Genomic DNA, 22,371 nt, shown 5'->3' with positions numbered 1-22,371 from the left:
GGCTGTAGCAAGCATACGTAAATTTAGAACGTTATAATGTGGTGAATTTTACGACTTAGTGAATGGATGTAGCGATAGCGTAGGGTGATCACCAATATCAGAATGGCATACCATGCGATAGCTTTAATCGATATATCAAAAAGAAACTGAGCCAAAATACAGCAAAGAAGACCAACGATCAGATGGTTTGGCGCGATAAAAGGGTAACTATCGAACGCAGAACGGTAGGCTGATTCAAGAGATTTCACAACGAGTGGTGAAGTTTGCGCATTCATATTGTTAATATACAGTGTGTCGTGTTGTTATTGTGATCTCAATTTCTTCCTTTTCAATAACAGATGTAACTAAATTGACAGATACATCAGTATTTTTGGCCTAAGCACTCTAATTCTCATGAATTGAGGTTATCTAGTGCGTTTAATTTCTTGTTGATAGAAAACACGATAATTAGTCGAAACTGCCTAGACGAAGTATCAAATGACTCCTAACTTTAAACTATGTCTGATTCTAAGTGAGTGGGTAGATCAATGAAGTTGATAGCTCGTATAAGTACATTAATGCTTATGGCGTATTCAACATTAGCAATAAGCCAAAGTTTGAATACTCTGACTTATTTAACTGAAGAATATCCACCTTATAATTTTAGTGAAGAAGGGAAGGTGACAGGGATTGCTGTTGACCTGCTATTATCGGCTTCAAAAGAGGTGGGGGAAGAAATCTTCGATGATGATATTGCCCTTCAACCATGGGCTAGAGCGTATCGTTCAACCCTGATTAAGCGAGATACGGTTCTTTTTTCTACAACGAGAACGACGTTGCGGGAAAATTTGTTTTATTGGGTAGGGCCGATTGTTGAAACCCGTATCGTCATTCTGGCTAAGAAGTCCCACGAAATTAAAATAGAGAACGCGATGGATCTTGCTCAATATCGAATTGGCGTAATTCGAGATGATGTGGGAGAACAGCTGTTGTTGGAAGCTGGCGTGCCAAGAGACTCAATTCAAGAAAACTCTTATGCTGAGAATATCGCGCAGCAGATCCAAAAAGAACGCATAGATTTATGGGCATACGAAGAAAACGTAGCTAAATGGTGGATAGCAACGGCTGGTTATCGGACGTCTGATTACGAAGTGGTGCATGTATTACAGGAAGGTGAGTTGTACTTTGCGTTAAATAAGACCACCGATATTCGCTTAGTTAAACGCTTACAAAAAGGCGTTGATCTGGTCAGAGAGACCAACAATGAAGATGGCGTAAACAAGTTTGACGCGATTTTGAACTTGTATCGTTAATTTTTTGTAACCAGAAATGGAAAAGAAGCCACTAGAGAGTGGCTTCTTTTGATTTATTTTTCAACTGCTACTTAACAAAGCTTTCGAGCATTGAGATGAGTTCGTTTTCTGTTTGTGGCTCTTTGCTTAGTTCGAATTCGGCAGATGAACCGCCTTTGAGCATGTAGGCCGTTGTTCCGCAGTGGTCGTAGTGAAACCACTTACCATTTACACAAACATCCGTGTAGCATCTTGGGTCTTGTTTCAGTTCCATATGACTCGCTCCTTAAGTAACATTTGCCTAACAAAATTAAATCTAATTGATTACAAGATTGTTAAAATTGATTTAGATCAATATCAATAGAGTTTAAAGTCTCTTAATGACAAAAATAAGACCAAAGGAGTAGACGAAAATGTCGTTTCAACGGTCTGAACGCGAGGCAAGCCAGAATATAAATCTTGATTGAATTGAGATTCCCACATACGCTTGCTGATAACAAATTCGTTAACCTTTTGTTTTCGTTGAAGTGATAAATAATGACCAATATCTTTATCGTAGTAGTGTTACTTGTTGTGTTTTTTTACTTTATTCAGAAGTACGTTATTAAGCACGACGACACCAAAGATCATGCCTATCAAAAGAAAAGCAGTTTGATGACCATGCAAGAAGCGGCGTTTTATAATGCTTTGAAAGCCGCGGTGGGCGAGCATGGCGCGGTATTTTCTAAAGTTAATATGTCGAATGTCTTGGCTCCCGCCAAGTCGAATAATAAGAAAAACTGGTTCATTGCGAACAGTAAAATTGCGAAAAGCTATTTTGATTTTGTCGTGTGCGATCCGCGAACTTTAGAAGTGCGTGTCATCGTTGAGCTTGATAATGGGAAAGAGCTGAATAAAGGAAAAGTGGAACGAGAAAAGTTATTGATGCACGTTTGTAAATCAGCAGGCGTTCCACTGATAGGGGCGTCAATAAAACACAGTTATCAAGTCAGTCGCCTTAAGCGTTTATTGGCGGCTCATATCGATTTGATCGAACCATCGAAAGAAGTTCGATTCTGCCGAAAATGTGGCAGCCCAATGGTCATTAAAATCGCAAGCCAAGGGGATTTTAAAGGCCGTCGATTCTTTACCTGTAGTCGCCAACCTAATTGTACTTATACAGAAAACTACAACGTAGTCTTTGAAACAGAAGAAGAATAGCAATCACCCTGTACAGTTCCGAGTTAACACCTATAGTTAAACTTAGGTGTTAACTGTTTAGGGTGGCGGCATGAGAACTTTCCCTCTTTTACTACTTTTGCTTTGCAATTCAGCTTTCGCTCAAATCGACGCCATCACACTGACACTCCCTTCTCAAAAAGATAACACTCACCTTTATTACCATGAGTTGCTCCAACGTTCGTTGGCTCTTGTGAACGTGCAATTGAACATTCAAACCTTAGACAAGCACATTCCTCAAAAGCGAATGGTTAAAATGGTTGAAAGAGACCAGCTCTCTTTAATGTGGCTCATTCAAACGGGTGAGCGCGACGCTAAATATGGATATATCGATACGCCAATTACTAATGGGTTAATCGGCCAACGGGTGATGTTGATCCCTAAAGGCTCTCAGAAACAGTACCAAAGAATCTCCACGCTCGCTGATTTGCAGAAAAGTGGCCTAGTGGGAGGATTAGGGGTCAATTGGTATGATGAAAAAGTATGGAAAGCGAACGGGTTAGCCGTGTTTACGCAAGATGGAGAGTGGCGTGAGCTTTATCAACTCTTGACCGCAAATGGCGAGGTCAATTACTTCCCTAGAGGGGTTAATGAAATTAAGAATGAAGCATTATTTAACCCTCACTTAGAAATAGAACGAAGCTTGCTATTGGTTTATGAGCGTGATTATCGGTTTTACTTGAGCGAGAGCGCGGAAGAATATCGCTTAATCTTAAACCAAGCATTGGAAAAAGCATTAGCGGTTGGTTTAGTCGACGAGCTAGTTGAAAAGTATTGGAAGCAGGATTTAGAGCAGTTAAGTATCAGCACACGAACCAAAATCATGTTGAAGAACCCGTAACAGGCTTCGAAAGATGAATATAATACTGTGATATTGTTCAATATTTTTGTTTGTGTTGTGCCTAAATTATATTCGGATTGGTGTTTATAAGAGCAAACAGACACTTTCAGGCAAATTTATACTTGCGCGTCACGAAATCACTCGTTAATATCGCTCTCGTTCTAAAGGAATGCGTCCGTAGCTCAGTTGGTTAGAGTACCGCCTTGACATGGCGGGGGTCGGTGATTCGAGTTCACTCGGACGCACCATTCCTTGTTTGTTTTTATTGCATAACTATTGATTTTGTCACAATGGTAGTAGTAAGAAATTAGAACATCGCCCGCTTAGCTCAGTTGGTTAGAGTACTTGCATGACATGCAAGGTGTCACTGGTTCGAGTCCAGTAGCGGGCACCACATTATACGAAAGAGCCCACCTAGTGTGGGCTTTTTTGTGTCTGTAATATTTAAATAGTTATTCATTTCGTATCAGCCTCAATAGTTTTGTTTCAGCTGACTCTTGTCTGGTTACGCACAGTTAGTTCCTTTCGTGCCAATGCTGCGCCCAGGTTCAACTAACACGGCTAGTGCAGGCTGCCGCTACGCTCTCACCACTAAGAACTTAAATCTCAGCTTACTTTTAAGCAGAATTAATCCTCCAACTAGTGGTCTTCGGACTACGTCTACTATTGAAAATAACTAAAGGGCTGCATCATTCACCTTGAGTCAATGCACAAATTCAGCTGAGGGAAATGACAGGTCTTACATTAGTACCGCTTGCGTTTCTAAACGTATGGTTTTTTTAATTTTGAGAACCATTGCAGATATAGTGACAAACCAGGTGATAAGGCTGAGTCGTTACCGAGAAGCTTCACAAGAACATATTGAAGTTCCGAATCACTTAGGTCGGCAGTTTGCTGTTACTGCACCGAATGAAGTCTGGGTAGGCGATGTTACGTAAATTTGGACAGGTAATCGGTGGATGTATTTAGCAGTTGTTATCGACCTTTTTGCCCGAAAAGTGATTGGTTGGTCAATGTCTTTATCACCTGATACTCGATTAACAGGTAAAGCCCTTTCAATGGCTTATGAGTCTCGTGGTAAGCCTAAAGGTGTCATGTTCCATAGCGATCAAGGTAGTTACTATACTAGTCGTAAATACCGCCAATTACTGTGGCGTTTTCAAATAAAACAGAGTTTATCTCGCCGAGGAAATTGCTGGGATAATGCGCCGATGGAGCGCTTCTTTAGAAGTCTTAAAACGGAATGGGTGCCAACGGTGGATTATCGTATCTTTGCTGAGGCTCAACAAGAGATCATCCGCTACATTATTGGATATTACAGCCAACTCAGGCCGCATCAATATAAAGGGCGGTCTAACACCCAATGAATCAGAGCTCGTTATTAGCTTCGTTGTAGTGGCTGCTTATGTCGGTTATTTTAAGTTCAATATCAGATTTCCCAAAGATTGCACTAATGACCAGATAACGACAACAGTTGTACTTCGAAAAGCTACAATGGAAGTTAGATGAGAAAAAATATATAGGTAGTAGTTCATCAACTAGCCTCCATACTAGTACTAGATTATTTTTAGTTTTCTACGTTTTTTAGAACGGCTGAGCCGTTTTGGTTTACAGGTTTACAGGGAGATAGAGAGTTAAAGCTTTGTGTATTCCCATCTTTCGTCAGTGCTAGAGTGCTAGGTTTTTTGACCAGAACGTTTTTACGTAGCTAATAAATAGTAGATTATAAAGATACTAGAAAATAATAATTTAAATTTACTTTTTTGTTTTTAATAATAAATAAAAATATTGGATTCTGTTCACTAATCGAAATTGGTCAAGATGATTTTTTAGAAATGTCCATGAATCCAGGAACCAAATGGTCAGAATAGTAATTAGTCAATATTCCTAAGAAACCCATAAAATAAAAGGTTGGAAAGTAGGGTATGTCGCCAGTAAAGATTAAAATCCATTATTGATGGGAAAGACAGAAATTAAGAGAGTCTTAACTACGTCATTAATGATGTTCGTTAAAGATGTTTTAAGTATAAATAATGATATTTTACTCGCTGTAGTGTCAGTTTTAATTCAGAGTCCTCGGTATGAAACTGAATACAAATTATTTACTGCTAATCGTCACACTCACACTACTGATGACCTGTCCCCATCCGTACTCAGACACTCGGAAGGCAGAAGGTAAGGCTGAGGCCTTTGTTAATAAGCCGTATGTTTTGCTTACTTCATCTGGTGAACCGGTCTACGGTTCTACGGAAAGAAAGGTCGCTTGCAGTCATTTAATACAGTCAACATCGTTGGTCTGGGTAAACGCATTGGAATGTAATACTTCACTTCAGAAGCTAAGTATGATTTTGAGTAAGCAGCATGCAGAAAGCGGACTTGAGATGATTGAAAATAGCTCCTTTAGCTATGGAATAGGTAATGAATACCCTAGCCACTCCGATTTAAAGAGCAATGTCATCCAGCCGTTTTTGCCTTCTCCTCTCCTTCAATGATTACGGGTAACAGGTGACGTTCAACTTCGATTTATCTGTGTTGGTAGATATTTATATGTGTTGGTAGATGTAGATAATGGCCGAGGAAGAGTCAATGATGACACGTAGGGTAATGATTTTAGTGCTAGTGCTGCTGCCAATAAGTATAAGTAGTTACCTCTTTTATCAAGGGAGTAATAATGCCAACACTCACCATTTCTCTCTTGTCACGGCCAAGAAAGGTTCGGTCCAGCAAAGTGCGTATGCTACGGGGTATATTCTTCCGAAGAACTCGATCAATATTAAATCTCAAATCGACGGAATTGTTGGCGAGATATTCGTGAGTGAAGGTGACCATGTAAATATAGGCGATCCTCTATTGAAAATCACTCCTACACCGACTCCTGAAGCGCTGACTAGAATGACGATAGCTCTAAAAAAAAGTCGAGTACAGCTTCAACTTAATACGAAGCGATTAGAAAACTATCAGAAGCTCATAGAGCAAAAAATCATTCCGAGCAATTATTCGCAATATATCAAAGCACAGTCTGATCTGACCATATCTCAAGCTGAAGTGGAGAAGGCGGAACAAGAGTTATCTTTGCTTAAGAATGGTGAAACGGAATTGGGGGATAATAATCGGCTTACGTCTACCCTTTATGCGCCTATAGAGGGCATGGTACTTAATATTAAAATTGAAAACGGCGGCCCTGTCACTTCTACAGCATCCAGTCAGTCAGCAACTGCAATCATGACGATTGCCAATATGAAGCGGTTGATCTTTAAAGGTATGGCAGATGAACGCGATGTGATTCAGTTAAAAGTCGGTATGTCAGCTGCTTTGAAAGTGTCTGCGTATCCTCAGATGACGCTAAAGGGTGTCCTCAGCAAAATTGCCATTCAGTCAAACACATTGAACTATCCGTTAAAACAAGCGGAGCAACGAACTTTTAAAAACGGGTTTGAAATAGAGATCGATGGCTTCAGTTATCCTGATGACTTTACGTTAAAGTCGGGGCTTTCTACGCATGCCACTATCACATTGAAAATCGCGAAAGATGTCGTGCTCATTCCTGAGCATACTCTGCGCTTTGAAGGGGATACATCTTACGTATTGGTACCTAATGACATGTCGACCAATGGTGTGGAACGGCGGTTAGTCACTGTGGGGTTATCCGATGGGGTTAACATCGAAATCTTATCGGGGTTAGAGCCCGGGAATCAAATTGTGGACCGTTCATATCCTGAAGGTAAAGGGACAACGTGGCAATGATGAAAGTACGCCTTGGACTTATGTTAATCACGATCTTTCCTGCTTGCGGTTATGCACATGCACAATTGTTGACGATGTCTGAATTTTGGCAAGCGACAAAAGGCCATAACCCTGACTATCTCAGCATGAAGCTTGATTTACCGATAGCGAAGCTAGTAACCAAAAATAAGTTGGCTCCACTGCTTCCTTCGCTTCAAACCAGTATTGATGTCGATGCTGGGCAACTTGGAAGTAATAATAAAGCGTACGGTTACAGCATACAATTGAGTCAAACGATGTGGGATCAACCCGCTTGGACTGATTATCTGATGGGGAAAAACAATGAGACAGTATCTAAATGGGAGTTTGAGCACGGTACGCAAAAATTAGCAATGAAGAGCTTAGTATTATATCTAGGGTTGGCGCTTGCACAAAGTCGACAGCAGTGGGCGTTGGATAAATGGGAGCAAGGGAAAAAGCTCTATGCCTACAGTGAGCAACGTTACTTAGCGGGAATGTTAAGCAATACCGATCTTAATGAAGTCAAAGTAAACACCCTCAGTGAAGAATTAAACTATAAAAAAACTCGACGAGATATTGTGTTATTGCAAAAACAATTGCAGATGCTTACCTCTCTTCCAATGACGAAAGCTGATGTTATCCCCAGTTTTGAACACCCTCCCTCGTTGAAACGCACTCGGGAAGAATGGATAAGTCAAGCATACCAATACAACCCTCAGCTACGAGCCTATCAATTACAGTTGGAGTCTAAGCGTTTAGCTTCTAAATCGGCGTATCAGAATTATTATCCAACACTTAAACTGACATCGGGCATTAAAAGTCCCTCTGGGGATGAAGACTTGGATCTAGCCACTGGCTTAGTTTTGTCGATCAACTTTGACACCACCGGTGCGATTGATCGCCAATACCAAATCGCCAAATTGCAGCAGCGTCAAATGCAGTTAAAAGTGGAAGGCTTGGAGCAAGAACTAGAAAAGAAAGTAAGCAATACCGTAACACAATTACAATTCACACTTAACCAAATAGTCGTAGCGTTGGAGCAAAGCAAAATTAAGGCTTCGATACTTAAAGATAAGAAGGTGTTTTATCAAGCAGGTCATTTAAAAGCTGAAGACATGATCACCGCTCATAATGAGTGGTTTTCCAGTCGTAACGAAGTTATCTCACACTTTTATGCTTATTGGCTCAAATACATCGAATTGATGAAGACAGCCGGGACGTTAAAGGAAGATGAAATAGCGAAAATTAGTGAGATTTTCCACTCATGAAGATCGCTATTCATCAAAGTTTGGAATACTTGAAGCGAACGCCAAGTCGAAGCATGTTGATGATCGCTCTTATGTCGTTGGCATCGATGGTGTTTCTGATGCAACAGGCACTGGGTATAGGCTTTGGGGAGCGAGTACAGAGCGTATTTCAATACGAATTGATGCCTTTAAAAGTAATGACTTCTGTGGGTACAAGCAAAATTTGGCAAGGTTTGCCCAAGTACCGTATTATTTTGATGGATCGGGAATTACTCGAAGAAGCGAAAGCCCGTTCTCTTATTGGTCAATATGCGCTGATATATCGAAAAGAAGAGGCGATGGTCACGCTTCAAACTGGGGTAACGACTTCGAATTCAGTGTTAGGGGTAAGCCCGAGCTTTTTTTCGATACTGACCTCGCAACTAACCCCTAATTCTTTTCCGCTTACTCAGAGAACTATGGGAGAACGACGTCGGTGGGTTTACATCACTCAATCGTTTGCTCAAGAAAACAAGTTGTATCTTCATGATACTATCGAAATAAACAACATTGAGTTTACCGTTAATGGTGTGTGGGATGAAACCGCTATCGATCGTTTCCTCTTGTTTTTAATCGGATCTCCTAAAGTACTGATTCCGTCCTCCACATGGCTCCGCTTATGGGAGGTAGAACAGGAGATGACAATAGTTACCCCCCCTTATTCTGATATGTCGGACGTCTTTTTCCCTGTTTTGTACGCCTTTCTCGCGAAACATTTAAAGTTTGACGCTAGTGATAAATATGCCTTGTATACCGTCAGTGATGAAACATTCACTATCATGCTCCGAGAGTTGATAAGAAACATCGAGCGGTTTTTCATCATGACGGGTGGGGTCACTCTTGCTATTGCATGCCTTGGAATGATCAATAATGTTTTGTTATCGGTAAAGGCTAGGCGAGCAGAAATTGGAATACGATTGGCGCTAGGGGCTACCTCACAACAAGTAGGGCTCCAAGTTCTTTTTGAAAACACGGTGCTCGTTTTCGTAAGTGTTCTAATTGGTATAACGAGTTGTGCGGGCGTCTTGATGTTATTGAGTTACTTCCCTTTACCAGATTGGGTTGGTCAACCCACGATGAGTTTGTATTCAATAGGGGTATACGTTGTTCTGCTATTGACCTTTACTTTACCGTTAATCAGTGGCATGGCGTATCGAATATCTTGCCTTTCTCCAAGAAGCACAATGTCAGGGGTGAATTAGCTGATGTTTTATGGTTTGGTTCGTTTACCTTTACAAGAGATGGTGTTGGCTCCTTTTCGACACGTACTGACGATTATTATCATGGCATGGGCAACCTTGACGCTAGTCGTTACCTTTTCTCTAGGGGAAGGATTTTCTATAGCTCTTGACCAACAGTATGGAGAGAAAGGAGAGGGACGCTGGCCGATACGGTTGTCAGTTAATACAGATAAACCAACGCAAGTGGGTGACAGTGAGACGTTACTTAAATTGTATACTCGAGACCTAGATGCACTGATTGACTTGAAGCACATCAATAGCGTGCTGCCAATGAAGCGATGGGATGCCAAGGCATACTACGACACTAAGGATCTTTACAGGTATATTTTAGCATCTCCCCCTGGCTACTTTTCCATAATGGGTATTACTCGCCCAGAATATGGGCGTTATTTTAATCGTTATGATCATAATCTTAGGCGTATCATTCTTGGGAATAGTATCGCCAATGAGTTGACTGAGAATAATGGCTCTGTCAGTAAACTCTTAGGGAAAAGCATTATGTTGGACGAACAGCCTTTCATCATCATCGGTATCATGCCCCCAGTCACTGCTGTGTTGAACAATGGGGCTTATCTCAACCATACCATGTTTGTTCCTTTTTCTACGTGGCAATTTTTCCACCCAGATTCGTCGATTGGATCCATTGACCTCTATCCAACTCGGAATGCTAATCGAACTGAGATTATCGAGCAAGCGACACTTCGGCTAGAGAAAAAGTGGGGTATCAAGTTAAAAGACACTCAAATACTCAATGTCGAAGATACACTTAACGGACAAGAGAATATGCGGATGACCACTGATGGTGTTAAGTGGATAGTTGTCATTATTGGCTTACTGACGTTAATGGTGTCGGTAGCATGCATAAGTAATTTGATGAGCAGTGGGGTAAAAGCTGACCAACATGACATTGGGTTGCGGTTAGCCTTAGGGGCGACCCCAACCTTAGTCCGTTATCATTACCTCATTCAATCAGCTTTAGACTTACTGATTGGTGGCGTTCTTGGTGTCTTGGCAAGTCTTATGATGATCAATAAAATCACACAACTCGACCTCAAGAGTTACCTTATATATAGCTTGCTAAAACAGCCTGTTATCGAACTTTCCATGAGTGTGACGCTTACCGTTGTGACGAGTTTAAGCTTTGCTGGGTTACTCGCTATTTGGTTTCCTGCGAAATTGGCGTCCAGTGTACCGCCAACCAGAGCTATGCACTAAACGACTTTATATTAGGTACTGTCATGCAACCAAAGTTAATAGAATTAAATTCGGTGTGTAAACGACTCGGCCAAGATGCCTCACAAGTTCTTGCACTGAGCCAGATAAATTTAACGATAGAGCGAGGTGAGTTTGTCGCGATTTTAGGACCGTCAGGTTCAGGAAAAACGACATTATTGAGTATCTTGGGAGCGTTAGATTCCCCTAGTTCTGGCGAGTATTTTTTTGATGAACTAAATATATCTAACTTCGATACCACTCAGTTAGCGCGATTCCGCAACCAAAAGGTTGGGTTTGTATTTCAAAGCTTTAATCTTATTGCTTACTCAAACGCTGTTGAAAATGTGGCGCTGCCTTTAGTTTACGCCGGCATTAAATATAAGCAGAGACGCCAGCGTTCAATCGAAATTCTCACCAAGTTAGGATTAGAAGATCGACTGTTCTACAAGCCTAATCAACTCTCTGGCGGGCAAAAACAGCGCGTAGCCATAGCGAGAGCACTGGTGAATAATGCCGATATTATTTTAGCCGATGAACCAACGGGCGCCCTAGACCGTACTGCTCGTAAGAACATTGAAATTTTGCTACTGCAACTCAACCAAGAAGGAAAGACGATTGTTGTGGTTACTCATGATCAGCATTTAGCTTCAATCGCAAATCGGACTATTGTGTTGGATAATGGTGTTATCACTCATGATCAAACCAATCGATAACACTAATGGAACAAGCAGTGTGACCCGAATTTCGCGTCTCAGCATCGCCCCAACAAGCCAAAAAAACAAGTGATTGATCAAGTCGCCATTTACAATAAAGCCGCCAAATTACTCATCGAGTTTATTCCTGATTTACCGCCGGCTTGTCATGTTGAAATGATCCCACTTGATGAAATAGAAGCTAACCAATACAACCCAAATAAAATGGCGCCTCCAGAAAGTAAACTCCTAAAAACGTCGATGGAGAAAAATGGCGTAACCATGCCTATTTTAGTTAATCGATTGAAGACTTCCTTGAAAAAATACGTCGTGATTGATGGGTTTCATCGTTATCAACTATTATTAGCTCATCCTGGTCTGCAAATCCTAAAAGGGTACATTCGCTCAGTGGTACTTAATTTGCCTGAAGAAAAGTGCATGTCGAGCTCTGTTCGTCATAACCTTGCGCGAGGTTCACATCAAGTAGAGCTGACTGCAGATTTGATCATTCAGCTTAGAGAAATGGGTTGGACGAATCATAAAATCTGTTACGAATTGGGGATGGACCAAGATGAAGTTTACGATTACAACAAGTGACAGGCCTTGCTGCCGCCTTTAAAAATCTGGATTTCTCTCAATCATGGGAGTAATCACCTTTATCCAGATCAAAACTATGACGAACGTTACTCTGTTCTTGTCTAATTATGATTCTATTTTATTCATTAATTATTATTTCATTCCAAAAATTAAGCGCTAGAGTCTTGATCCTAGCGCTTTTTTGACCGTAAGTTATTCCTCATAAAATAATGGAACGGGACATAAAAGCAATGTTGAACTAATGAAAGGTAACCACTAATGGATAGTACAAAATCAACAATAGCAACCAAGCCACCCTCACTTATAGGTGGCGCTTGCATCGTCGCAGGTATTTGCATTGGTGCTGGTATGCTTGGTCTCCCCGCCGCTGGTGCTGGAGTGTGGACCATCGGGGCTTTAATTGCATTAGTCTTAACCATGATCATAATGGCAACCAGTGGCTGTTTATTGCTCGAGGTTTTAAAAGATTACCCTTATAGATCATCTTTTTCTTCCATAACGAAAGACTTGTTAGGTAAAGAGGTTAATTTCCTCAATAACTTAATGATTTATTTTGTTGGGGGGATCTTATTGTATGCTTATGTCACCTCTTCAGGACTGATTCTGAAGGAATATTTTGGCATTGACCCCCAACTGGCCTCCATCCTTTTTGTCTTTATCTTTTCAGGGCTAGTTTGGCACTCAACAAAAATGGTCGATCGCATTTCTATTGTGTTAATGCTATTTATGGTCATTAGCTTTAGCTTTGGCACGGTAGGCCTTTGGTTTAATGTAAACCTCAGTACCTTGCTTGATACTGCCTATCTAAAATTTGATTATGCGCAATACGTGTGGGCGTTTTTCCCCATTGCCTTGGCTTCGTTTGGTTACCACCACAGCGTGTCAACACTGCGAGATTACTACCGTGAGGAAAGGCTCGCACAAACAGCCATCATTGGCGGGACGCTCATTGCTCTTTTAACATATATCGTTTGGTTAATAAGTGTTTATGGCAACTTACCAAGAGTTAGCTTTGCGCCTATTATTGCCTCAGGTGGCAATATTGACACTTTGCTCATCAGCCTCAAAGCCGTATTAGCACAAGAGACACTATCAAATGTCATTAGCGCTTTTTCAGCCGCCGCTATTTTGTCGAGCTTTATCGGGGTTGGCTTGGGCGTGTTCGATTTTTTGGCCGATCTCTTCCAGTTTGACGCTACCTCGAAAGGCAGAACTAAAACTTGGGCAGTCACATTTATCCCACCCTTGGTTTTCTCTCTTTTCTTTCCTTTCGGTTTTCTGACCGTAATTAGTTATGCCGCATCGGCCGCTGCGATTTGGGCGTGCATCGTACCGGCATTGTTAGTAAGGAAATCAAGGCTACAAAAACCAACGTTTTTCAGCCATAGAGAGAGTGAAGAAGACCAGCAAAAATCTAAGCCTTACCGAGTTCCTGGAGGAGAGTTGGTGTTGATTGGTGTATTCATCTATGGTGTGTCCATTATTGTGATTAACGTGTTGGTGATGTTTGAATCTTTACCTATTTTTGATGGTTTATCATAACGATTATCAAGAAGTGGCACCTCTTAGTGTCACTTCATCCCTACTATTTTCGGGGTGTTTTTCTTCTCTTATGGTTCATAATTATGTGTCCTTTCTTACTCAGCTAAGCCCTTCGAAAATAATATATTATAAATAAATCCGACATCTATAATTTAAAATCGCATGTGAAAGTAATTATAATCACCCTTTTGGTATGAAAACGAATCAATTAAATGTTGATGAAGACAGTATGAACGTAGGGGGTATTTATCGATTGACTAATTTTAAAAAATGTAAAGTTTAGAAAGTTTTATCCATATCATTTGTTTTAAAAATATTAATAACATCAATGCAATAAAGTAATAAAAGTAAATCCCCCAATATTAAATTATTTACGATAATCTTATTTGAAAGATAACGAAAGATTAATCTCTGATTTTCACTATTTTTTGCACGTCAGCTCATGCCGAGAATATCAATAAAAATAGTCAATTATAAACGGATTACAATTAAACTATCGATAGCTTGATTGGTCAGGACTTGAATAAATACAACTGGGATCAATCATGGTATGCATGGACATGGAGAGGAAGTTTGGCCACTTCTAGGTGCGTTGTTGAGCAAATCAGGTAGAAGACACAATTCTCCTATGTCACCTATCTGCTACTTCTCCCAGTCTGTTGTATCTAATCGGTATACCTAGCCTTAGGGTTTGTTTTTGGCTCTGACATTTGCAAATACTTCACCAACTTGAGTGTTGTAACACCTCAAGCTTAATCGTTCTCCTAGCAACTGTTCAATTCAATACGCCGCCGCTTCTGAGAATGAGCGCTTATGGTAACCATAACGCTGCTTCCAAAACTTATTTAAACCGTAATACTTTGGAAACGCACCGATAAATGGTTGGGGGCATTTTTACCGAGAACTAATTATAGTAAAAATTACCTGACAGCTAGAGGTTATAATGTTTTCTGGCGGGTACGCCATTGATTAAAAACTAAAAAAAAGACCGCAGCAAGGAAAGGATAGGGGGTCCCTTTACTTACTGAGGCCAAAACACTACAAGTGAAAAAAGTGTTCTAAGTAGCATTGAACTTTCTAGCTAGATCAAAATTCGACTTGTACAAGTACAAGGGGCTAATCGAACTTTAAACGTTGACTAGGGTGTTAATGCGAGTTAGCGATAATAGTATGAATAGCCTGGCGGATTTTGTGTACTAAATAATGGTAAATAATACTAATAGAATTATCCAAGGTTCGGAAAGGTAGTTGATTGTAAATAAATTAAAACTATTATTTTTAATAAGTTATTAATAATTAGGGATAACTTATTAATAACAAGTTGGTGTTCGCGTATACGATTGAAATCGACGTGTTAACCCTGCAACTTAATAATATGTCTGAACTTGTTTTATTTACGTTTCAGACAATTCACATTGTGTTCAGACAATTCACATTGTGCTGTCGTTTTATTTAACTGTCTGTCGGGTTGAGTACGTTGTTCACTCCTCATAAGAGGGGCATAGTGCAACAATATACATTTAAGAGGAATAATATGAGTAGCCACGAAAATTTGGAATTGGAACAAGCGGACTTGCCATCACTCCACCTGCCAGAACCATTTCGGGTCCGTGTGATTGAACCGATTAACCGCATTACTAGAAAAGAACGCGAACAAGCATTAAATGAGGCTGGTCTAAATACGCTGCTTTTACAAAGTAAAGATGTGTATATCGATACTTTGACTGACAGTGGTACGGGTGCCATAACGCAAGCGATGCAAGCGGCGATGCTGATGGGGGATGAGGCCTATAGTGGTAGCCGAAGCTTCACCAAACTTGAAGCTGCGGTGAAAGACATCTTTGATTATCCGCTGACTATACCTACCCATCAAGGGCGAGGTGCTGAGCAACTGTACGTGCCTACACTCATTAGTTACCGTGAAACTCACCATGGCCTTGAACGCGATAAAATGGTGGTTATATCCAATTTTTTCTTTGATACCACTCAAGCTCATGCCCAAATTAATGGTTGTCGTGTGACCAATGTACCTGTTGAGGATGCGTTCAACATTACAAAAGATTGCTCGTTCAAGGGTAACTTTGATTTGGAAAAAGTACGAGAAACTATTGATGTAATTGGAGCTAAAAATATCCCTTACATTGTGAGTACGATAACTTGTAATTCTATTGGGGGACAACCTGTTTCGATGGCAAATTTGAAAGGGTTGTATGCATTGGCACAAGAAAACGACATTCCGGTTGTTATTGATTGTGCTCGATTTGCCGAAAATGCGTATTTTATACAGCAGAGAGAACCTGGCTATAAAGATAGAACCATTGAAGAGATCACTAAGGAAATGTTTAGCTATGGTGATCTATTGTCTATGTCCGCAAAGAAAGATGCAATGGTACCTATGGGGGGGCTACTGAGCTTTAAAAATCGCGATTATTACGATGTGTTTATGCAGTGTAAAGACCTCTGTGTGGTACTAGAAGGGTTCCCTACTTATGGCGGGTTGGAAGGAGGGGCGATGGAGCGATTGGCCGTCGGGTTGTATGAAGCCATGAGGCAAGACTGGCTCGAGTATCGTATTGCACAAGTGAATTATTTGGTTGAAGGACTGCGTAAAGTGGGGGTTAAATGCCAACAACCAGGAGGGCATGCTGCTTTTGTGGATGCAGGGAAAATACTGCCCCATATCCCCGCCGACCAATTTCCGGGGATGGCTTTAGCCAATGAACTCTATCTTGTCGCAGGGATCAGAACGCCTGAAATAGGTTCACTATTGCTTGGACGAGATCCCAAAACAGGAGAGCAACTCCCTTGTCCAGCAGAACTGCTTCGAATTACTTTACCACGAGCCACGTACACCCAATCTCATATGGATTTCATTATAAAGGCATTTGCTAAAGTGATGGAGAATGCGCACTTGATTAAAGGGCTAACTTTTACTTACGAGCCGCCGGTCTTACGTCACTTTAATGCACGATTTGCCCCTGTCGAATAAACCTTATAACAATGAGCGGTTAGTGCTTTCTGGATAGAAAGGGCTAGCTGCTCTCATGAGGAATAACGATACAAAGTTGTGAAGCGAGGAACATAGGTCATGACGAACATAAAGGCTTTGAGAAGACTGTTGAGTGAATTGGCTCCCTATGGATGGAAAACTCTATTTCAACAACATGGGTTAGATATAGATGCCGTTGATTTACGGAAAGAGTTAAGGAAAAAGCTAAAAATTGATCGAAGTATTCCTGGGTTCAGAGAGTTTTCACTTAATGGTTGTCACGCAATTACACCTTCGCTGCCTGCACATAGCTTATTATATCATGCGTTAGCGTCTCCATTAGTCTTGTGGGCAGACGTAGCTAAGACCATTCCAATCACCAAATTTCCAACCCTCGAAGAATTGGACGTGGTGGAGAACTATGTTTACGCATTTTCCGAGATGACACTAGAAAGGCTTCAACGACGTTTTTCTCACTACGAAGTGGCGATAGTTGTGTTTTCATACCAATATCGTAACGCGATTGATACTGTTCATAAAAAGCATGCAGATATGGTCTATTCACGTACTGGTGTATCTCGAATTGGCAATTGTGAGTCGAGTTATAATAAAGCGTTACGTAGTTTTATACCTTTGTCTGATGACCCACACCAAACTCGAGTGATCCCTGCCAAATTTAACGCATTTATCGCCGTAAAATTGAAAGGAAGTCCAAAGATTTTGGGGCAACGATTTAATGTCGGTGTACGCGGAGATCCATTTTCTTGTTGTAACGATGAGAGCCTCGACTTTTGGGTGCCGATACACAAGCTGTTCAATGGTTCGGATTGCCTGAGAGGTAAGTTATTGACCTTGGATTATCGTATTCGACATACAAATGAGAAAATAGCTAAAACACATGAATATCTTTCATCTGTCATTTCATCGAATATCGGCTGCGCGACTGACGATTGGAAAGATTTTCCTTTTCGTTTTCATAAACGGATCGCGGAATTCGACTCTAGGTCTAATTCCGTTGTGCCTTATGCACATTCACGTCTAGTGACCATTGCCAAATGTAGAAATAAAAATGTTTACTTGAAGAAATTCTTTACCCTCCCTACACAAAATAGTCAACATCAAGTCCGATTAAGACACACTAGTTTGATGATGACGCATAGACCTACAACGATACGTAATCGACCAGGGCAGCTTAACTGTTTGGTTGTATACCCTCATTCTGTCCCTGAGTTTATGCATATTAGAACGGAATTGGTCAGCACCTTTACTGGACAAATACGTGATCTAAATTGGGAGTCGGACGTTCGAAGTTATCTCGAAAACGGCGAGTTCAAAGCATTGCATTATGTTGATTATTCTGGGGATGGGTTCGTTAAGCTAGAATGCATAAAAGGTGGGGGGGAATTGAACCAGTGGCTAAATATAGCAGCGTATTCAATTGTTGCCCCTCCTAATCTGTTTCCATACTGTAATCAAACCTCTATCTATGATGATCTATCACTAAGGCCACTTTGGTCCATATTACCTTTTGCATTATGCGATACGAGATTATTACCCAATATCCAAAGTCACACAGAGCTGCATTATGAGAAAATGAGTATGGTTGATACCTGTACGGCACTGATAGCAGGTATAGTGAACGGCCAAGTTCCCCAAACTAACGTCGAGCCACGAGTAAAGCGAACCACATACTTACCAGATGCAGCAACTGGTGTTTTTTCACCAGGTTGGGACATCAGCTTTGACACTTTTTATAATAATGGCGACTTCGTTCCGCACTTAGCTGCTTACGGCCTTGCAAGTCCATTCCCTGAAAATGCCCAGTTATGTGCCGATAGACACTCGTTTTCTCCAGGCGTCACTCCCGATATTGCTCGGTCATTTTGGTCTAATAAGAACCATAAACAAACCATTATTCCGCTAACGGATGATGAGATTGGTGTGCCAAATGAGCCTGGATGGGATGGGGAGATCGGGCCTATATTATTTAGTGAACAGGGTAAGCAATTTGTATCGTACGCTGACTTCGACCGTGTTGACTACACCACTAAAGTTTTAAAAAACCGTATTAATTACCACATCCTTGCTAACATCGATTCGCAAGAATACATTCGACGAATGAAAAATTTCGCGAAAGTAAAGAGTTTCATTGCTGTGCAAGATACGATGAAACTCGTCAGTTATGTGATCCAAGTTAATGAAAATGTTCGCAGAGACAGGTACCTCTTTGCAGTAGTAGACGATAAGAGCCGACGCGATTGCCATAGATTGATCGCAGAGAGAACCGATTCAGTATGGCTTGAGTTACTCAATGGTCGGAAGATTAAGGTATTAGACTTTACTTAGTCGTTTAAATGACTGCCCATCGTTTATAGCGTTTAAGCTTTAACCAAAACAACGATCAGACTGGAGGCCTTAATCGAAAGTCGAGTCTGCATAGGTTTTCTGCATAGATATGATGTATTCGTGTAGATTGATAGTGCCTTCAACTTGTCCCTTGTATAAGGTGGGAACAGGGTAGTTTTCCCAAAGGTAAATGGTATCACCAACGCGGTCAATTCGACCAAATCGAATTGATAAGCTTTGGCTCAATAGGTTTTCACGACTGACGTAATCGTCAGATTGACCACCATAAATCAGCTCTCTTGTCTCCCAAAGTCGGATCCATTGATGACCAAACATTAGCTGACGCGCATGGATCCGCCACTCGGATAACACTGTGCCATCTTCATTATATTGTACATGTAGGCCTGTCACTATACCTCGATGTGCCACGATTTCAGCAGACCGATTTTCTTCCTCAATATTTAGTACTATTTTGAAATTACTGACGTACCCACCAAATGTACCGTATAAGAACACTGCTATGAACAGTATTGAGCTTGTGATGGTTATTTTAAAAAGAGGATTAGTCATTGAGCAGCCCTTCTTTTCGGGAAACTTGAAACCAATGTTCACCATTAAGGTAGAATACGTCACCACTCTTGAGTGGTAGACTGCTTGCTGCTGGTATTCGGGTATCTTTCACGTTGTAGCAAACTGTCGCATTCTTGATTATATGGCAATCGACTCGCACCCAAGCCATAAAAGTGAACAACGAAACCATAAATAAGCTCCCAAGTATGCAGATTGATGAAAGCAAACAGATGCGAGATAGTGAAATATTTCTCCGAACTTGGGTAGTCGTTTCTCTCTGTTCTTCAATTTCATTAGAATCTTCTTTAAGCCCATTAGAAAGCTTTGGAATATCTAGCTTATACCCCACCTTTGGTACATTCACGATCTCTATTTCTGCCAGTTTCAAGACCTTACGAATGTTGGTTATTGCTACAGGCAATGAGTTTGAGCCAATGGTGTCTGGTCTTCCCCAGCCTGCAACAATCAAATCATGCTTATTGACGACTTTACCTCTGTGTTCATATAAACAACGCAAAATAGAACTTTCTGGATAAGTAAGGGAAATTGACTTGCCATTATCAAAGCGGATCTCTGAGGTCGATTCATCTTTAACCAATATACATCGACCTATCGTAAATTTAGTTGCAGTCTCCGATTTTTTTTCACAATTCATCATAAAATACACAGCCATCCATGTTTACTAACGATAATAAATGATCCCTTTCCTTATAAATGAATGCTTCTTACTCGCTTATGGGCTTATAGGAAAGAGATGAAGATAAGTTCGTTAAGGGAACCAAGTCAATTAAAGGTAAGATCAAGATAAACAGTAAGGTTAAATAGGTCTCCTCAAAAATAAATTATAGTAATTAATCATGAGATTATGGTAGGGATTTGTGTAATAAGGGGAGGGCAGTAAACAAATAAAGTGGGTATCATGTGAGCTATTGTCAAAGGTGGTGAATAGAGTTCATGCAGTAGCCTGTTGATGAGTCTCCATTTCTTTCACTCCATCAATGAAGCGAATATCTTTCACAACATCAACGAGGAGTTTAAAACCTCGTAGACGACGCCACTTCGTCTCTGCACTGCGACTGCGCATCAACAACTTGTATCCATCATCAACGTGGTCTTTTTGTTTCCACAGTTTCTTCGTCTTGTTCTTGCGTAAGCTGAACTGCACCATCAATACTGGACACAAAATTAAGCGACCTTGGACTTTACATATCTTTAGTCACTCATGAGTCGCTAATATTCGATTTTTGAAACTCATTCCTGTCCAGAACCGTTACAGTCGGCACTTCTTAGCTTACTTTAGAAGGTGGTAATTTACTTGCTTTGAGGGGGGAGGCGCAACTCTCCAAACTTGTGGATTTAAGACAACGGCTTTGTAGTTCAATTCGAAATAAGGTGTACCTCTTTCCCCCTTTGAGCTTTATTCTCAAACGATATACTGAGCTTAGATATACTATACCTTTTCCATAGTGTTTGGATGTACTTCGAGTTCACATAACATGTCTTCATTACTGGTTGAATACATTGTAACGGTACAAAAGTCGAATTTTTCGGCAAAAGAGAAAGGGTGGGTTAGTTACCACCCTTATAAGCGTTTATTACTCAACAACCGTCATTTGGTCGTAAGGTGTGCCAACTGGCGTATTGTACAGAGAGCGAAGCACTGCTTTGGCGCGGTCATCCCAAACGCCACCAATACCAAACCCGTCAAAGTGGTCATTTAAGCCGACAGCGTGACCTAGCTCGTGTAGGATTATCTCTTGGTCGATGAAATGGATGTTGTGGCAGTATTTTGTGTATTGCCCAAGGTTCACCCAGCTAAAGTTAGAGTTTGTGGCGTAACCGTTCTTATCTACGGTAAACCCAAACTCATTGCCGATGTACGGGAAGCCAGAGACGTTGGCTTTCACAATCGCCCCATTCTCAGGTGCAACAGTACAACCGACCTCAGTTGTTGCCATTGCAGTACCCCAAGAAATGATGATACCGCCGCGAATACCATGTTTATCAACTAACTTCTCATAGCTATTGTTGTCTTTTAGGTCACCATTGTCGTCAGTCGCAGTTGAAGCGTCGTACTTAATTGCACCGCCATCGTGGTAAGTGTTACCAACCCAAGTGTTTTGGTTTTGGTTGCGGTAGGTCATCGTGTGTGCATTCAGATCCTCTACATACTCATCAACAGTGATTTGAGAAAGGTCGATGTCCAAAATCTCGTCATTGAACAGTTTCACACCTGCATCGATTTGAATCTGAGCAACCGCATCGAGGATCATTTGGCGACGCTCTGGGGTCAGAACTTCGTTGTTATTGATAATGATTGTTTGTAGACGGCTCTGACCATCACTGTCTACAGGATTACCTAGGTCAACTCCGTTAACCTCATTGATATTACGGTAGCGTACCGTACCACCACCAGACTCAGAGAAAGACTCTAGGTTATCTCTTACAAGCTGATAATCTTCAGTGCTTAAACCGATAGACTCAGGGCATAAGCCATAGTTACAGTAACCTCCAGCATCAGGAATATCAGGTCCAAACGGGTCATCATCAATAATTTCAGTGAATTTTGTTTGATTGTTAAAGTTGCCACTTCTAAAGAAACTTGACTGTGAGATGAACAAGCTGTTTTGAATTAACGCATCATTAATCTCATAAGAAGGGGCCGTGCTGCCGTCACCATCACCGCCGCCACAACCAGTCAAAGCGACAGTAATTGCCGCTACTAAGAAGCTTATTCTCTTCATTATTTATACGTCCGTCTTATCTTGAATTTAGTTATTACTTAGGGAGTTTTTATGTGGGGTAATAAATCAAAATCA

At 41.0% G+C, this 22,371-nt stretch carries 17 protein-coding genes, 2 tRNA genes and 3 pseudogenes; 15 read left to right on the top strand and 7 right to left on the bottom strand.

From position 1 onward, the window contains the following. Nucleotides 1–23: 23 nt before the first annotated feature. The gene (locus ACHUFI_RS03785; RefSeq protein WP_394247030.1) at nt 24–275 is read right to left on the bottom strand and encodes a hypothetical protein; all 252 of its coding nucleotides are present in this window, start codon (nt 273–275) and stop codon (nt 24–26) included. Nucleotides 276–527: 252 nt separating this feature from the next. Here ACHUFI_RS03785 and ACHUFI_RS03780 point away from each other — a divergent pair, with 252 nt between their 5' ends. Further along, nucleotides 528–1,292 carry a substrate-binding periplasmic protein gene (locus ACHUFI_RS03780; protein WP_394247029.1) on the top strand — a complete coding sequence of 255 codons (765 nt, stop codon included), beginning with the start codon at nt 528–530 and terminating at the stop codon, nt 1,290–1,292. A gap of 67 nt (nt 1,293–1,359) precedes the next feature. Here the strand turns inward: ACHUFI_RS03780 and ACHUFI_RS03775 are convergent, their stop codons facing one another. Beyond that, nucleotides 1,360–1,545, bottom strand: a complete 186-nt coding sequence (locus tag ACHUFI_RS03775) for a hypothetical protein (RefSeq protein ID WP_394247028.1) — start codon at nt 1,543–1,545, stop codon at nt 1,360–1,362. A 263-nt stretch (nt 1,546–1,808) separates the two neighbouring features. On the opposite strand from ACHUFI_RS03775, the gene ACHUFI_RS03770 reads away from it, so the two are divergent. The 12 genes and pseudogenes from ACHUFI_RS03770 (at nt 1,809) to ACHUFI_RS03715 (ending at nt 13,647) form a co-directional block, all read left to right on the top strand. Further along, the gene (locus ACHUFI_RS03770; protein ID WP_394247027.1) at nt 1,809–2,471 is read left to right on the top strand and encodes a DUF2726 domain-containing protein; all 663 of its coding nucleotides are present in this window, start codon (nt 1,809–1,811) and stop codon (nt 2,469–2,471) included. Between the two features lie 70 nt (nt 2,472–2,541). Beyond that, nucleotides 2,542–3,330 (top strand): hypothetical protein, encoded by a 789-nt coding sequence (locus ACHUFI_RS03765; RefSeq protein WP_394247026.1) that lies wholly within the window; start codon nt 2,542–2,544, stop codon nt 3,328–3,330. A 171-nt stretch (nt 3,331–3,501) separates the two neighbouring features. Next, nucleotides 3,502–3,578, top strand: a tRNA-Val gene (locus tag ACHUFI_RS03760). 69 nt (nt 3,579–3,647) lie between these two features. Beyond that, nucleotides 3,648–3,724, top strand: a tRNA-Val gene (locus tag ACHUFI_RS03755). 394 nt (nt 3,725–4,118) lie between these two features. Then, nucleotides 4,119–4,704 (top strand): annotated as a pseudogene (locus tag ACHUFI_RS03750) (IS3 family transposase); the annotation flags it as partial. Between the two features lie 1,212 nt (nt 4,705–5,916). Then, nucleotides 5,917–7,074 (top strand): efflux RND transporter periplasmic adaptor subunit, encoded by a 1,158-nt coding sequence (locus ACHUFI_RS03745; RefSeq protein ID WP_394247025.1) that lies wholly within the window; start codon nt 5,917–5,919, stop codon nt 7,072–7,074. Next, complete coding sequence (locus tag ACHUFI_RS03740) at nt 7,071–8,342, top strand: TolC family protein (protein ID WP_394247024.1); 1,272 nt, start codon at nt 7,071–7,073, stop codon at nt 8,340–8,342. The genes ACHUFI_RS03745 and ACHUFI_RS03740 overlap by 4 nt, the downstream gene beginning before the upstream one ends. Beyond that, a complete protein-coding gene (locus ACHUFI_RS03735; protein ID WP_394247023.1) occupies nt 8,339–9,562 on the top strand; it encodes an ABC transporter permease in 1,224 nt (407 codons plus the stop codon). Before ACHUFI_RS03740 ends, ACHUFI_RS03735 begins: the two co-directional genes overlap by 4 nt. 3 nt (nt 9,563–9,565) lie before the next feature. After that, nucleotides 9,566–10,816: an ABC transporter permease gene (locus tag ACHUFI_RS03730; protein WP_394247022.1), complete on the top strand. Its 1,251-nt coding sequence runs from the start codon at nt 9,566–9,568 to the stop codon at nt 10,814–10,816. Between the two features lie 23 nt (nt 10,817–10,839). Then, the gene (locus ACHUFI_RS03725) at nt 10,840–11,529 is read left to right on the top strand and encodes an ABC transporter ATP-binding protein (RefSeq protein WP_394247021.1); all 690 of its coding nucleotides are present in this window, start codon (nt 10,840–10,842) and stop codon (nt 11,527–11,529) included. 69 nt (nt 11,530–11,598) lie between these two features. Next, nucleotides 11,599–12,105, top strand: a complete 507-nt coding sequence (locus tag ACHUFI_RS03720; protein WP_394247020.1) for an IbrB-like domain-containing protein — start codon at nt 11,599–11,601, stop codon at nt 12,103–12,105. A gap of 258 nt (nt 12,106–12,363) precedes the next feature. Further along, nucleotides 12,364–13,647, top strand: coding sequence for an aromatic amino acid transporter (locus tag ACHUFI_RS03715; RefSeq protein WP_394247019.1), 1,284 nt, complete (start codon nt 12,364–12,366; stop codon nt 13,645–13,647). 684 nt (nt 13,648–14,331) lie between these two features. On the opposite strand, the pseudogene ACHUFI_RS03710 reads toward ACHUFI_RS03715, so the two are convergent. Continuing rightward, nucleotides 14,332–14,508: pseudogene (locus tag ACHUFI_RS03710) on the bottom strand (IS5/IS1182 family transposase); the annotation flags it as partial. Nucleotides 14,509–15,181: 673 nt separating this feature from the next. Here ACHUFI_RS03710 and ACHUFI_RS03705 point away from each other — a divergent pair. Continuing rightward, complete coding sequence (locus ACHUFI_RS03705) at nt 15,182–16,636, top strand: tryptophanase (RefSeq protein WP_394247018.1); 1,455 nt, start codon at nt 15,182–15,184, stop codon at nt 16,634–16,636. 99 nt (nt 16,637–16,735) lie between these two features. Next, a complete protein-coding gene (locus ACHUFI_RS03700) occupies nt 16,736–18,982 on the top strand; it encodes a hypothetical protein (RefSeq protein ID WP_394247017.1) in 2,247 nt (748 codons plus the stop codon). Between the two features lie 69 nt (nt 18,983–19,051). On the opposite strand, the gene ACHUFI_RS03695 is transcribed toward ACHUFI_RS03700, so the two are convergent. The 4 genes and pseudogenes from ACHUFI_RS03695 to ACHUFI_RS03680 form a co-directional block, all read right to left on the bottom strand. Then, nucleotides 19,052–19,552, bottom strand: a complete 501-nt coding sequence (locus ACHUFI_RS03695) for a hypothetical protein (RefSeq protein ID WP_394247016.1) — start codon at nt 19,550–19,552, stop codon at nt 19,052–19,054. Beyond that, nucleotides 19,545–20,210, bottom strand: a complete 666-nt coding sequence (locus tag ACHUFI_RS03690) for a winged helix-turn-helix domain-containing protein (protein WP_394247015.1) — start codon at nt 20,208–20,210, stop codon at nt 19,545–19,547. The genes ACHUFI_RS03695 and ACHUFI_RS03690 overlap by 8 nt, the downstream gene beginning before the upstream one ends. Before the next feature lie 294 nt (nt 20,211–20,504). Further along, a pseudogene (locus ACHUFI_RS03685) lies at nt 20,505–20,705 on the bottom strand (IS256 family transposase); the annotation flags it as partial. Between the two features lie 442 nt (nt 20,706–21,147). Then, complete coding sequence (locus ACHUFI_RS03680; RefSeq protein ID WP_394247014.1) at nt 21,148–22,296, bottom strand: hypothetical protein; 1,149 nt, start codon at nt 22,294–22,296, stop codon at nt 21,148–21,150. Between the last annotated feature and the right edge of the window lie 75 nt (nt 22,297–22,371).

The organism is Vibrio profundi (assembly GCF_043642225.1).
In the GTDB taxonomy this organism is placed as follows: domain Bacteria; phylum Pseudomonadota; class Gammaproteobacteria; order Enterobacterales; family Vibrionaceae; genus Vibrio; species Vibrio profundi_A.
This window is presented reverse-complemented; position numbering and strand designations above follow the sequence as displayed.

Excerpts from the sequence above, each read along its gene's own strand:
- ACHUFI_RS03765 (WP_394247026.1), top strand. The coding sequence starts at position 2,542 with ATGAGAACTTTCCCTCTTTTACTACTTTTGCTTTGCAATTCAGCTTTC.
- ACHUFI_RS03725 (WP_394247021.1), top strand. The coding sequence starts at position 10,840 with ATGCAACCAAAGTTAATAGAATTAAATTCGGTGTGTAAACGACTCGGC.
- ACHUFI_RS03780 (WP_394247029.1), top strand. The coding sequence starts at position 528 with ATGAAGTTGATAGCTCGTATAAGTACATTAATGCTTATGGCGTATTCA.
- ACHUFI_RS03740 (WP_394247024.1), top strand. The coding sequence starts at position 7,071 with ATGATGAAAGTACGCCTTGGACTTATGTTAATCACGATCTTTCCTGCT.
- ACHUFI_RS03770 (WP_394247027.1), top strand. The coding sequence starts at position 1,809 with ATGACCAATATCTTTATCGTAGTAGTGTTACTTGTTGTGTTTTTTTAC.
- ACHUFI_RS03690 (WP_394247015.1), bottom strand. The coding sequence starts at position 20,210 with ATGATGAATTGTGAAAAAAAATCGGAGACTGCAACTAAATTTACGATA.
- ACHUFI_RS03735 (WP_394247023.1), top strand. The coding sequence starts at position 8,339 with ATGAAGATCGCTATTCATCAAAGTTTGGAATACTTGAAGCGAACGCCA.
- ACHUFI_RS03730 (WP_394247022.1), top strand. The coding sequence starts at position 9,566 with ATGTTTTATGGTTTGGTTCGTTTACCTTTACAAGAGATGGTGTTGGCT.
- ACHUFI_RS03695 (WP_394247016.1), bottom strand. The coding sequence starts at position 19,552 with ATGACTAATCCTCTTTTTAAAATAACCATCACAAGCTCAATACTGTTC.
- ACHUFI_RS03715 (WP_394247019.1), top strand. The coding sequence starts at position 12,364 with ATGGATAGTACAAAATCAACAATAGCAACCAAGCCACCCTCACTTATA.
- ACHUFI_RS03775 (WP_394247028.1), bottom strand. The coding sequence starts at position 1,545 with ATGGAACTGAAACAAGACCCAAGATGCTACACGGATGTTTGTGTAAAT.
- ACHUFI_RS03700 (WP_394247017.1), top strand. The coding sequence starts at position 16,736 with ATGACGAACATAAAGGCTTTGAGAAGACTGTTGAGTGAATTGGCTCCC.
- ACHUFI_RS03745 (WP_394247025.1), top strand. The coding sequence starts at position 5,917 with ATGATGACACGTAGGGTAATGATTTTAGTGCTAGTGCTGCTGCCAATA.
- ACHUFI_RS03705 (WP_394247018.1), top strand. The coding sequence starts at position 15,182 with ATGAGTAGCCACGAAAATTTGGAATTGGAACAAGCGGACTTGCCATCA.
- ACHUFI_RS03680 (WP_394247014.1), bottom strand. The coding sequence starts at position 22,296 with ATGAAGAGAATAAGCTTCTTAGTAGCGGCAATTACTGTCGCTTTGACT.
- ACHUFI_RS03785 (WP_394247030.1), bottom strand. The coding sequence starts at position 275 with ATGAATGCGCAAACTTCACCACTCGTTGTGAAATCTCTTGAATCAGCC.